This window comes from Maribacter algicola (assembly GCF_003933245.1).
GTDB classification, from domain to species: Bacteria; Bacteroidota; Bacteroidia; order Flavobacteriales; family Flavobacteriaceae; genus Maribacter; species Maribacter algicola.
In genome coordinates this window covers 1,033,426-1,045,954 of the sequence record NZ_QUSX01000001.1, presented here as the reverse complement: position 1 = coordinate 1,045,954, position 12,529 = coordinate 1,033,426, and the positions used below count along the sequence as shown (strand labels likewise).

The following is a 12,529-nucleotide window of genomic DNA, read 5'->3' as shown; positions in this document are numbered from 1 at the left end:
TTGTTGCTAACTTGATTATATGGATGTAAAATACATCTATATACCCCCAATATAGGAATTAAACCGATGAAAGCTGTAATGGATTAAAATCAAGGTTGGTCCGTGGAAACAAGTTTAAATAGGTGTATACCAAATTTGCCGAACTAAGCCTAAAACCTTAGTTCCCCGTAAAGTTGATGAGTTCCCTTCGGTAGGCCGTCAACAATTTGGACTTGGAGACAAAGCCCAGATATTTACCATCCTTGACCACTGGTAAGTTCCATGCCCCGCTATCCTGGAACTTTTGCATGATGGCCTGCATCTTGTCTTGCCCGTAAAATATGATTTCAGGGGGCTTTTGCATAAAGGTGATGGCCTTGGTGCTTTTGTAAAGGGTTGTATCGAACATAAACTCCCGTATATCGTCCAATAGGATTATGCCCACCAAGGCTTCCTGGCTATCCACTACGGGAAAGATATTTCGGGTAGACTTGGCCACGGATTCATGGAGCATTTCGCCCAAGGTCATGTGTTGGTCCACCTTTTTAAAGTTCATCTCAATGAGGTCGTCCAACTGCATAAGTGTCAGCACGGCCTTGTCCTTGTTATGGGTGAGGAGGTCGCCGCGTTCGGCAAGTTCCCGGGTATAGATCGTATAGTCTATGGTGTTTTTTGTGATCAGGTAGGAGATGGATGCCGTAATCATCAGTGGAACGAAAAGACCGTAGCCTCCTGTGATCTCGGCAATGAGGAATATAGCGGTCAAAGGCGCGTGCAACACCCCGGCGATGAGTCCGGCCATGCCAATGAGCGTAAAATTACTCTCCGAAACCGAGAAGCCCAATCCCAGATTGTTAATGACCTTCGCCACCACGTTGCCCAAGGCACTGCCCATCACCATGGTGGGAATGAAGATTCCCCCCGCCCCGCCGGCCGCCAAGGTAGTGGTCATGGCCACGGCCTTGAATATCGTAATACCGAACAAGAGGGCGATGACCACCCAGATATTGTCCATGAAGGCATCAAAAGGCGTCTTTCCAAGGGCCTGTATATGGTCGCCGATCAATAGGTTGTTTATAAAGCTGAAACCTTCCCCGTAGAGCGGTGGAATCATGTACAGCATGATGCCTATGGCGAGTCCGCCCACCAGAAGGCGGTATTTAGGACTTTTGAGCGGTTTGAACAAATGCAGGATGCCAAAATACATTTTGGTAAAGTAAATGGAGGCCACTCCCGTACCAACGCCCAGAACAATATAAAAAAGCGTGTCCTTGACCTCAAAAGCCCGGGATATGCTAAAGTTGAACAGTACCTCGTTACCCAGAAAGAAGTAGGAGGTGAGCACTCCGGAAATAGATGCCAACAATAATGGAAGCATGGAAAGCATGGTGAGGTCCATGCTAAAGACCTCTACGGCGAATATGATGGCCGCAATGGGCGATTGAAAGATGGAAGCTATGGCACCTGCCGAAGCACAGGCGATCAACAACGAGCGGGTCTTGGCATTGATATGGAACAACCTCCCCAAGTTGGAACTAATGGCCGCACCAGAAGCCACTGCGGGACCCAAAAGCCCTACCGAACCCCCAAAACCTACGGTCAGGGGTGCGGCCACCAGTTGGGTCAGAATCTGTTTTCGGTCAATGATGCCTTTTTTTTTGGAAAGGGAGAACAGGATGGAGGACACGGCGTGTTTCAAGCGTTCCTTGTGCACAAACTTAACGTAGAGATATACCAAGGTCAACCCTATGATGGGCAGTATAAAGTATAATTGGTTACTGGAGAAGATGATGCCTCGTTCCAGGGAGGCTTCAATGAAATAGGTAATGTTTTTTAGGGTGACCGATGCCAATCCCGCCAACAGCCCTACTACAACGCTGAGGATGTAGATGAAGGTCTTTTCGGAAATATGCTTGTACCTCCAAATGAGCAAACGCTTTAAGAATGATTTGTTTTGGGTTGGCATTCCTGAAAAACTTCATTTAAAGGTATATAAAAATCCCACCTAAAAGTGGGATTTTTTATTTCCTATAAATCCAATTTCAGATTTAGCTCCTTAAGTTGTTCATCATCAATAGGTGCCGGAGCATCGATCATCACGTCCCTACCGCTATTGTTCTTGGGGAAGGCGATAAAATCGCGAATGGTCTCCTGTCCGCCCAAAATAGCGACCAATCTGTCCAGACCAAAGGCGATGCCACCATGGGGCGGTGCACCGTACTGGAAGGCATCCATCAAAAACCCGAACTGTGCTTTTGCCTCTTCCGGTGTAAATCCTAAGTGTTTAAACATGATGGACTGGGTCTCCTTATCATGGATACGGATGGAACCCCCGCCAATTTCGTTCCCGTTCAACACCAAATCATAGGCATTGGCGCGAACCGCCGCCGGGTCTGAATCCAACAATTCCAATTGCCCAGGCTTGGGCGATGTAAATGGATGGTGCATGGCATGGTAATGACCGGTCTCCTCATCCAGTTCCAACAACGGGAAATCAACGACCCATAAGGGTGCGAACTCATTGGATTTCCGCAAGCCTAATTGTTGAGCCAATTCCATACGGAGGGCACTCAATTGGGTACGTGTTTTATGTGTTTCCCCAGAAAGTACACAAATCAAATCTCCAGGATTGGCGCCCGTCACTTCAGCCCATTTGGCAAGGTCCTCTTGGTCGTAAAACTTGTCTACAGAGGATTTGTAGCTACCATCCTCATTGCAACGGCAGTACACCATTCCTAGGGCACCCACTTGTGGTCTTTTGACCCAGTCAATGAGTTGGTCTATTTCCTTTCGGGTGTAGGCGTTACCACCGGGAACGGCGATACCTACCACCAATTCAGCGTTGTTGAATACATTAAAGTCCTTATGTTGGGCGACTTGGTTCAATTCCCCGAATTCCATCCCAAAACGGATGTCCGGTTTATCGTTTCCATATTTTTCCATGGCCTCGTCATAGGTCATACGGGGAAAGGTGTCCACGTCCACGCCGTTGATTTCCTTTAAAAGGTATCGGGTAAGTCCCTCAAAGACGTTCAAGATATCTTCTTGTTCCACAAAGGCCATCTCGCAATCTATTTGGGTAAACTCCGGTTGTCTATCTGCCCTAAGGTCCTCGTCCCTAAAACACTTCACGATCTGGAAATATTTGTCCATGCCGCCCACCATCAACAATTGCTTAAAGGTCTGTGGAGATTGTGGCAGGGCATAGAACTGACCTTCGTTCATACGGCTGGGCACCACGAAATCACGTGCGCCCTCTGGAGTGGATTTTATCAAATAGGGGGTCTCTACCTCTATAAATCCCTGTTGCGAAAGGTACTTTCGCACCTCCATGGTAACCTTGCTTCGAAAGATGAGGTTGTTTTTTACCGGATTTCGGCGAATGTCCAGATATCTGTATTTCATGCGAAGATCCTCACCGCCGTCCGTTTCGTTCTCAATGGTAAAGGGAGGTGTTTTGGAGCTGTTAAGTACGGTTAGTTCTTTTACTAGGACCTCAATATTTCCTGTAGGAATCTTATCGTTTTTGGAAGCCCTTTCAATGACCGATCCTTTTACTTGGATAACGAATTCCCTACCTAGGTTTCGGGCGTTTTCCAAGAGTTCTGCAGAACTGCGGTCCTGATCGAAAACCAATTGGGTAATTCCGTATCGGTCACGTAGGTCCACCCAAACCACAAATCCCTTGTCACGGGTCTTGTGCACCCAACCGGATAAAACAACATCGGTATTTATATGTGAATCCCTTAATTCCCCACAGGTATGGCTTCTGTACATAAGTATCGGTTTATAAAAAGAAAAGGCAAATTTAATAAGTCTTGATTGATTAAAAATCTATTTAGGGCACACCTTTTTTAAAATGTAGGGAAGGGTATAATTGTTAAAGTTTAAATTGTAAGTTGTTAAAAAACAGATACCTATCGTTTTAATGTAAATTTAATGTTAAGTAAATGTTACCTAAATATTGATTTATGGTAAAATAATGCTACATTTGTAACGTTAATGTTATGTCGAAGGTACTTAATTAAAATATATATATTATGAAACGTTTATTGATAATCGCCATTTTAGCACTTTCTTTTGGTGTTAATGCGCAACAGATAGCTCCCAAGTTTGAAAAGGTAGGGGAAGAGGTAAAAGCGACCTATTTTCATGCCAATGGGGAAATTTCCCAACAAGGTTTTTTCCTGAACGAAAAATTACAGGGAGAATGGATTATGTACGATACCAAAGGTGAGAAAATTGCCATGGGCAACTATGACAAGGGCGTAAAGACCGGAACTTGGTTGTTCTGGGAAGGTGACATTGTAAAGGAAGTCAGTTTTGATAACAACAGGATTGCCAGTGTAGAACAGATGAATGCTAAGGAGTCCGTAGTGACCAACTAGCATTTCCCAATAAAAGAATGGAAGCCCGGTACCATGGTATCGGGCTTTTTTATGCCATACAGTTATTCGGATATTTAAATTGTAAGAAAATGGCTAACAAGCCGTTTAGGATATACAATAGCATCTATGCCGTTTACCTTTGCACATCCCGCAGTCGTACTTCCCTTTTTGAGGAAAAATGGGCCTCTTTCCACTTCTGGATTGATCGTGGGTAGTCTGGTTCCGGATTTCGAGGGATTCCTGCGCATGGAGGTCAATGGGAACTGGGCCGACTCATGGCCCGGTATCCTCCTTTTCAACATACCTGTAGCCATTGGTATCTTGTTTCTCTATCATGGCCTGGTGAAGCATCTATTTCTGCGTATTCTGCCTTATTTCCTGGCCACTCGGTTGGTCTTTTCCTTAGCATTTAATTGGGTTCCTTATTTCCGGAAGCATTGGGTCAGGGTACTCATATCCATCCTCTTGGGCGTGTTTACCCATTTGCTGTGGGACGACTTCACCCATTATGACGGTTACATTGTAAACTACTATTACGACTTTTTTTACCGGAAGCTTTGGGGAATATCCTTGTTCAATGTTTTTCAGTTTGTAAGTTCGGTTTTGGGTATTATCCTTGTCTTTTGGTTTGTGCTGAAACTACCTGAGGAAAAAGTACAACTTCCTTCCCTAAAGTATAGGTTGGTGGCCTGGGGTTTTATGGGTCTGCTCACGGCTATTTTTTTAAGTATACGTCATATGTATGGGTTTCAGGAACTGGGATCTTTTGTTTTTTCCGCTATTGGATGTTTTTTTGGGGCTTTGATAGCCCTGAGTATCGCCCTACGATTTTTCCCTACCTACGGACTAAAACCAAAAAAACTTCCCGGTCAGTCTGAATAAACCAACCGGAAAGTCTTTTAAAACTATTTTGAAACTAGTTGTTGCTTCTTAAACTTCTCAGCTTTATCTTGATTCGGTATACGATATTGAACAATACCGGTACAATAACCAAGGTCAAGAAGGTGGCTACCAATAGGCCGAAAATAACCGTCCAGGCCAAGGGTCCCCAGAACACCACGTTATCCCCACCAATGTAAATATGTGGGTTAAACTCGGAAAAGAGGGCAAAGAAATCGATATTCAAACCTATGGCCAACGGAATCAATCCTAACACAGTGGTAATAGCCGTTAGGATTACGGGGCGCAAACGCGCCTTTCCTCCCTTAACGATGGCTTCTGTAGCTTCGGGCAAGGTCAAAAGGTCCTTGTCGTCCATTCCCAGTTTCACCTTTTTTCGGTCTACCAAAATCTGGGTATAATCCAGCAGTACCACGCCGTTGTTCACCACAATACCCGCCAGGGAGATAATTCCCATCATGGTCATCATAATCACAAAGGACCAACCAGTGATCATCAATCCGCCAAATACTCCAATAAAACTCAGGAAAATGGCGATCATAATAATCAAGGGTTTTGAAATCCCCCCAAATTGGAATATCAAAATCAACATAATGAGTCCAAGTCCAGAGAAAAAGGCACCGATCAAGAACATTTGCTGCTTGTTCTGTTCCTCGATCTCCCCGGTATAATCCACTTTTATATTTTCTGGCATACCTTCAAACTGCTTCATCTCCTCCTGGATCTGTGCAACGATGGCAGCGGCGTTCCCCCCGGCTTTTAACCCGGAATACACGGTAACCACACGGTTGCCATCACGGTGTTTGATCGCACTAAAGCCGGAAGTATTGGTTTCCTTGGCAACGGCGGAGATGGGAACTTCCTTGATCTGTCCGCTTGCGGGATCCCTAAAAATGATGTTCTGGTTGAACAGGGCACTTTTATTATACCTCAGATCTTCGTTGAAACGAACATTAATATCGTAATCCTCACCGTCTTCCTTATAGACCCCGGCCTTTTCGCCAAAAAGCGATCGGCGCAATTGGTTCCCTACCTGGCCTACGGCCACGCCGAGTTCCCCGGCCTTTTCACGGTCTACGTTCACGCGCATGGCGGGCTTACTCTTGTTGACGTCGATTTTCAGTTCCTCGATACCTTCAATGTTCTTGGTGTTCAAGAAATTCCGAATGTCCTCTGCGGTACTTATCAACTGATCGTAATCCCTGCCCTCCAATTCAATATTGATGGGAGGGCCTGCTGGCGGACCGTTTGCCTCCTTCTCTACGGATATGGCCACACCGGGATAAATACCCGCTACGGCCTCCTGAACCTTGGCGCGGATATCCTCCGTATTCACGCCGTCACGGTATTTGAATTCCGCAAAGTTTACGGTCACTTTTCCCTTATGAGGCATTTCTGCGGATGAACCACCATCTGTAAGTGGGTTTCCGGCTCCTTCGCCTACTACGGATACCGCCGAGGTTACGATGAAGTTCTCCCCGTTCTTTTTGTAGGCCGGGTCGTCCATGAGTCCGTAGACCTGTTTTTCGACTTCCTTGGTGATCTCGTTCGTTTTCTCGATTGCGGTGCCTTCCGGGTATTCTATGTAGACATAGATTTCATTGGGAATGTTGTCCGGGAAAAATTCCACCTTGGTCCGTCCCGTACCCAAAGACACGCCAAAGAGCATGAACACGGCAATCAATAAAAGAAAGGTGAGGCCAAAATACCAATACACGTTTTTGCCCCGTAAGGCATGCACCAATCTTCTTTCGTACCAATCCTCAAAACGGGCCATTGCCTTCTTTTGAAAACGCTGTGCCGCTCCCTTAATGACATATTTATAGACCCAGAACATGATTCCGGTTAGGATCAATACTGAACCCAATCCGCGCATGGCTCCACCAAAAATCAATATTAGGGCTCCAAATCCACCTAAGATGATGCTCAAACGGATCAACTGTTTTTTGGTAAGTTCCTTTTCACTGGTATTCATGAATTGGGACACCAACATGGAGTTCATAAAAATGGCAACTACCAAGGATGATCCCAATACCACGGAAAGCGTTATGGGAAAATACTTCATGAACTGACCAAAGATTCCGGGCCAAAGACCTAGCGGAACGAAGGCCGCTACCGTGGTGGCCGTAGAAATGATGATAGGATAGGCAATTTCCCCAATACCCTTTTTGGCAGCCTCTATTTTGGGCATACCCTCGTCCATGAGTCGGTATACGTTCTCCACCACCACAATACCATTGTCCACCAACATACCCAGCCCCATGATCATCCCAAAAAGGATCATGGTGTTGAGGGTGTATCCCAAGGATGAAAGGATCATAAAGGACATGAACATGGACATTGGGATGGCGAATCCAACGAAAAGGGCGTTTCTAAACCCAAGGAAGAACATCAATACGGTGACCACTAGAATGATCCCGAAAATGATATTGTTCACCAGGTCGTCCACCTGATTCAGCGTTCTAGTGGAAGAGTCGTTGGCGATGGATATGTGCAGATCTGCCGGGAAGTAGTCTTGCTGCTCTTGTTTTACAATTTCCCTAATCTTGTCCGCGGCTGAAATGGCGTTCCTACCGGCACGTTTCTTCACGTCCAACATCACCACATTATCCCCAAATTCCCGGGCATACGTAGTTTTGTCCTTTTCCTCAAAGGTAACCTTCGCTATGTCCTTTAAATACACGGCACCGTTTTCTGATTTTACCACAAAGTTGTTCAGGTCACTGGGATTTTCGATCTCCCCCAAAACCCGGATCGTTCTTCGTTGTCCACTGGCCTTTAAATTTCCGGCGGATATGGTCATGTTTCCGTTCCCAATGGCATTCAATACATCCTGGAAGCTGATTTTGGCGGCCATCATTTTGTAGATATCCACGGCTACCTCTACCTCTTTTTCCTGAGCCCCTCGTATATCGGCCTTTTTGATTTCAGGAAGGTCCTCTATTTCATCCTGAAGATATTCGGCAAATTCCTTTAAGCGCTCCACCGGATAGTCCCCGGTAAAATTGATGTTCATGATGGGTACTTCCTCGGAGAAGTTTAGGTCGAAGACATTGGGTTCTACCTTGGCACCGTTGAACGTGGGCCAGTCCTCACTGGCTTTCTCAGAATCCACTTCGTCCTTTACGTTCTGTTTGGCCTGTTCCACGGTAATTTCCTCATCGAATTCTACCGTAATGATGGCATAGTCCTCTTGGGAAGTGGAAACAATTTCTACGACGTTGCTCACGTTTTTGAGTCGGTCCTCCAAGGGATCTGTGATCAATCGTTCAATATCCTCTGCCGTATTGCCTGGATAGGGAGTGCTAATGTATATCTTGGTTTCCACAATCTCCGGGAAATCCTCCCTTGGCATGGACATATAAGCCGAAAACCCCAACCATAAAAATATGCCGATCATTACATATATCACCGATGGGTTGTCAATGGCCCAAGAGGATAGCTTAAACTCCTTGTCGGCGTTTTTCTTTACTTTATCGCTCATGGAAACTTACTTTTGAATTTTTACTTTTTGGCCGTCCTTAACACTTCTGGCGCCTTCCTTGATCACTTGGTCCCCAGCTTCCAGACCGGACAATACCTCTGCTTGTCCCTTTTGGGTTTTACCAATGGTTATTATGGTTCTTTTTACAATCGCTTCATTTTCAGAATCGGGATTACCGGCAACAAAAACATATTGATCACCTTCCGCGTTTTCGGAAATTATACTTGAAGGTATTAAGATGGCATTCTCGCTGGTGTAATCGTTAAGGTTCACCTTGGCGGTGAGGTTTGGTTTTATTTTTCCGTCCTTGTTGGGAACCGGTATTTCAACGCTGAACGACCTATTGGCGGGATTGATAAAGTTTCCGGTTTCCCTGATTTCCGTTTGGATGCTGTCACCCAAAACCGGGAAATACACCAAGGCCTCCTTGCCTTTTGTGATAGCCCCCAGATACGTTTCGGGTACATCGACCTCTATGAACATATCGGAAAGGTTTACGATGCGGAATACTTCGGAACCCGGACCGGGTGCAACCACGGTTCCCTGATCTTTGATAACATCGTCAATGATACCTGAAAAAGGGGCCCTAATGGACGATTTCCCCAATTGGCTTTCCGCTTGTTTAACGGCATCTTGCCTCGCCTCGAATTCAGCCTTCGCCGATAGGTATTCGATTTCGGACCCTATCTGTTGGTCCCACAGCCTTTTCCTTCTTTCAAAGGTGGTTTTGGCCAGTTCTGCCTGCGTTTTCAATTGGGAAAGCTGGCTTCCCATACCGCCATCGTCTATGGTCGCCAATAACTGCCCCTTGGTTACGCGCTGTCCTTCCTTCACGTATACCTTTTGCAAGGTACCCGCCATTTCTGGATAGATAAGCACGTTCTGTTTGGTACTTACATCGCCCTGAAGCTCCAAGTAGTGATTGAATATCTGGGGATTTACTTCGATCGTATTGACCAATGGTAGTTTTTCTTCCGTTCCAAATTTCAATATGGCGGAATCCAACTGTGCCAATTGGCTTTCCAGTTCTTTTTGTTGGGTTACCAGCTCGTTCTTTTTGGCTCGTATCGCTTCCAAATCACCCTTTTCTATAACACCCGATACGGATTGGTTTTCGCCCCCGCAGGATATGAGTCCTATTGAAATGGCCAGAAAAAGTAGTTTCTTCATAATACTATATTTAATTGATTGATTGTTTAAGATTGTTTGTTTAGAATGATTTCCAGTTCCGTTTTCTTATTGATGACGTCCACCATGAATTGTAGGTATTCCTGTTGGGCCGTATACAATTGCGTCTGCGCCTGCCTCAATTCAAAACTACTGGCAAGACCTTCTGTATATTTGATTTGGTTCTTGTTCTCTATACGCTCGGCAAGTGCCAGGTTTTCCTTGGAGGTCTGGTATTGTTCAATGGCCAATACATAGTTGCTTTTGGCATTCTCCAATTGTAGGCGTATCTGTTGTTCAGCTTCCGTTAACTGTGTCTTGGCCTTCTCCATGGCGATTTTGGCTCGCTGGGTACTTGCACTTCGTTTTAAGGAGCTAAAAATGGGAATGCTGAGGTCTAGTCCAAAAGAGGAAAACTCGAAATAGTCCTGGCCGCTGTCAAAAAAAGTAAATTGATCCCCAAAGGAAAGCGCACCGTAGCTTACAAAACCATTTAGGGTGGGCAGGGCCCGGCTTCTAGCCAATTTCCATTCAAAATACCGCTGTTCGTTGAGGTTAAGGGCGATTTTATAATCCACATTGTTTTCAAGGCTTAGATTAGTTTCCATGATTTCCAGGTCAATCTGTTCTTGGGTAAGGTTTTCCAAATCATCCTTTAGTTGGGTGGGGGCATCAAGGTCTAGCCCCATGACCACGTTCAGCATTTGCAGGGTTATATCCTCCAAGCGTATGGCGTTCTTTAATTGGTTTTCTATGGATGAAAGCGTAATTTTCAGCTGGTCCACGCTTTCCTCGTCACCAAGTCCGTTTTCAAAAAGTTTGGTGGTCTCGTAGAGGTTTTTGTCCAAGGTTTCCTTGTTACGCTTTAGAATTGCGACGCTCTCCTTGGCAAGAAGAACGTTTCCATAGGATTCTACCACCGCTTTGCGCACCTCTTGGGCCGTTTTTTCATTGTTATTGGCACTGTACCGTAAAAAGGCCTTGGTCGCTTGAACGCCCACAATATAGGAACCATCAAAAATTTTCTGGCGTAAGGTGGCAGAGGCATTCACCTGTTGTGGCTGCCCAAAGACCACCTCAACAAAGGTTCCTGGTTCACCGCCAGCGATTTCGCCCGGCAGCTGCACCACTTGTTGTATCAATTGGTTTTGGTAGCTAACGGCACCGGAAATCTGCGGCAATCCTTCAGCTATGGTCTCCCATTTCTGTTTTTGGGCGTCGATGAGATCCCTGTCGGCATTGATAGCGCTATAATTATTTTCCAGTGCGAAGGCAATGGCCTCGTCTAATGTAAAGCTATAGGTTTCTTCCTGCGCATGGCCAAATAGAACTGCCATGAGCATACATAAAGTGATTAGTTGATTGCGCATTTATTGTTGATTTGAATTGATGATTTCGTTTAACTTTTGACGGCCTTCGGGAGATACAATGCCCCTTAGGTGATATTCCAAATAGGTTTCCATTAAAAAGATGGGGGAAAAACGGTCCAATGGAAACATATTTTGGTCCTTGATACTGTTCATTCCGGCAAAGTAGATGCGGGATATGAATTCTACATCCAAATTAGGTCTATACAGGCCCAGTTCCATTCCCCTTTGAATATTGGAGGTGACGCAGTCCTGCATCATCTCAAATTGCATACCTTTTAGTTTGCTATATATCTTGGGATAGTATTTCATTAATTGGTACTGAGGAGAGGTTTTTTCGTCTTTTAAGTGACTTAGGATATATTTTTTTATTTCAAAGAGTTCTTCTATTGGATTTTTTTCCAGCTCTGTAATGTCGTTGATGCCCTCGCTCATGACGCAAAACTTGCCCATAACACAATCCTCCACTAAGGCCGTTTTGTTGCTGTACTCAGAATAGATGGTCTTTTTTGATATTCCCATGGTATTCGCAATGTCATCCATGGTAACACTTTTAAACCCATAGTTAAGAAACATGTCCGTTGCCTTCTCCCTGATTTTATCTTTCATAGTGCGGCAAAGATAAATTGGAAACTTTAAAAACAAAAAAAGTTTCCAAAGTTTTACAATTTATTAACAAACCTTAAAAAATGGGTTCTAGTCTGTGGCAAGGATAGGTCCTTCATTGTTTTTTTCATCTTCAACCGTTCTACTGTTAGCTGTGCCAAGGTTCCAGAAGAAGGCCTTGTTCAAAAAATGATACTTCTTTTTAGTTTTGTTTTCTGTCTTCATCCTGTCCCTCTTTTTTACGTTTTACATAGCTCCTATAGGACTGTTCTCCCTCTTCCTTCCAGAAGGCGTCGTAATGCTCCCACTCAGAAAAATCCCTTCGCATGGTTTTGCATCGGTTTTTGAAGAATTCTTTTTTTCCGGATTTTTTGCTTTTATTATGGCTACCTCCACCACCTCCAAATCCGAATATAATCTTGGATAATAACAATATGCCCACGGCTTGCCAGTAGCCTACGGTTGGTATTCCAAATAAATATGGCATCAGCCAGTTCCACAAGTACATTACGACATAGCCAAGCAAAAATGCAATTCCAATACCCAGCAGTACAAAAAAGAAGATTTTCACTCCTTTTTGTACGGATTTCTTAACGGTGTTTTCCACCTGTCTTTCAATGTTAGTTTTCGTTTCCATA

9 protein-coding genes are annotated in these 12,529 nt (G+C 44.8%); 2 read left to right on the top strand and 7 right to left on the bottom strand.

Annotated elements, in window-relative coordinates:
* Nucleotides 1-157 precede the first annotated feature (157 nt).
* Both DZC72_RS04400 and aspS read right to left on the bottom strand, forming a co-directional pair.
* Nucleotides 158-1,945 carry a chloride channel protein gene (locus DZC72_RS04400; protein WP_125221660.1) on the bottom strand — a complete coding sequence of 596 codons (1,788 nt, stop codon included), beginning with the start codon at nt 1,943-1,945 and terminating at the stop codon, nt 158-160.
* Between the two features lie 62 nt (nt 1,946-2,007).
* Complete coding sequence (gene aspS, locus DZC72_RS04395) at nt 2,008-3,756, bottom strand: aspartate--tRNA ligase (protein WP_125221659.1); 1,749 nt, start codon at nt 3,754-3,756, stop codon at nt 2,008-2,010.
* A 263-nt stretch (nt 3,757-4,019) separates the two neighbouring features.
* Here aspS and DZC72_RS04390 point away from each other — a divergent pair, with 263 nt between their 5' ends.
* Together DZC72_RS04390 and DZC72_RS04385 are read left to right on the top strand one after the other, a co-directional pair.
* Nucleotides 4,020-4,367 carry a toxin-antitoxin system YwqK family antitoxin gene (locus tag DZC72_RS04390; RefSeq protein WP_125221658.1) on the top strand — a complete coding sequence of 116 codons (348 nt, stop codon included), beginning with the start codon at nt 4,020-4,022 and terminating at the stop codon, nt 4,365-4,367.
* 126 nt (nt 4,368-4,493) lie between these two features.
* Complete coding sequence (locus DZC72_RS04385; protein WP_125221657.1) at nt 4,494-5,249, top strand: DUF4184 family protein; 756 nt, start codon at nt 4,494-4,496, stop codon at nt 5,247-5,249.
* A gap of 34 nt (nt 5,250-5,283) precedes the next feature.
* Here DZC72_RS04385 and DZC72_RS04380 read toward each other — a convergent pair whose 3' ends face one another.
* The 5 genes from DZC72_RS04380 to DZC72_RS04360 all read right to left on the bottom strand — a co-directional run bounded on the left by DZC72_RS04380 (nt 5,284) and on the right by DZC72_RS04360 (nt 12,528).
* A complete protein-coding gene (locus DZC72_RS04380) occupies nt 5,284-8,751 on the bottom strand; it encodes an efflux RND transporter permease subunit (protein WP_125221656.1) in 3,468 nt (1,155 codons plus the stop codon).
* Nucleotides 8,752-8,757: 6 nt separating this feature from the next.
* Nucleotides 8,758-9,921, bottom strand: a complete 1,164-nt coding sequence (locus tag DZC72_RS04375) for an efflux RND transporter periplasmic adaptor subunit (RefSeq protein WP_125221655.1) — start codon at nt 9,919-9,921, stop codon at nt 8,758-8,760.
* Between the two features lie 26 nt (nt 9,922-9,947).
* Entirely contained in the window at nt 9,948-11,288 is a 1,341-nt protein-coding gene (locus DZC72_RS04370; RefSeq protein WP_125221654.1) for a TolC family protein, read from the bottom strand.
* Nucleotides 11,289-11,894, bottom strand: coding sequence for a TetR/AcrR family transcriptional regulator (locus DZC72_RS04365; protein ID WP_125221653.1), 606 nt, complete (start codon nt 11,892-11,894; stop codon nt 11,289-11,291). It lies immediately after the preceding gene.
* Nucleotides 11,895-12,093: 199 nt separating this feature from the next.
* Nucleotides 12,094-12,528, bottom strand: coding sequence for a hypothetical protein (locus DZC72_RS04360; protein ID WP_125221652.1), 435 nt, complete (start codon nt 12,526-12,528; stop codon nt 12,094-12,096).
* Nucleotide 12,529 lies beyond the last annotated feature (1 nt).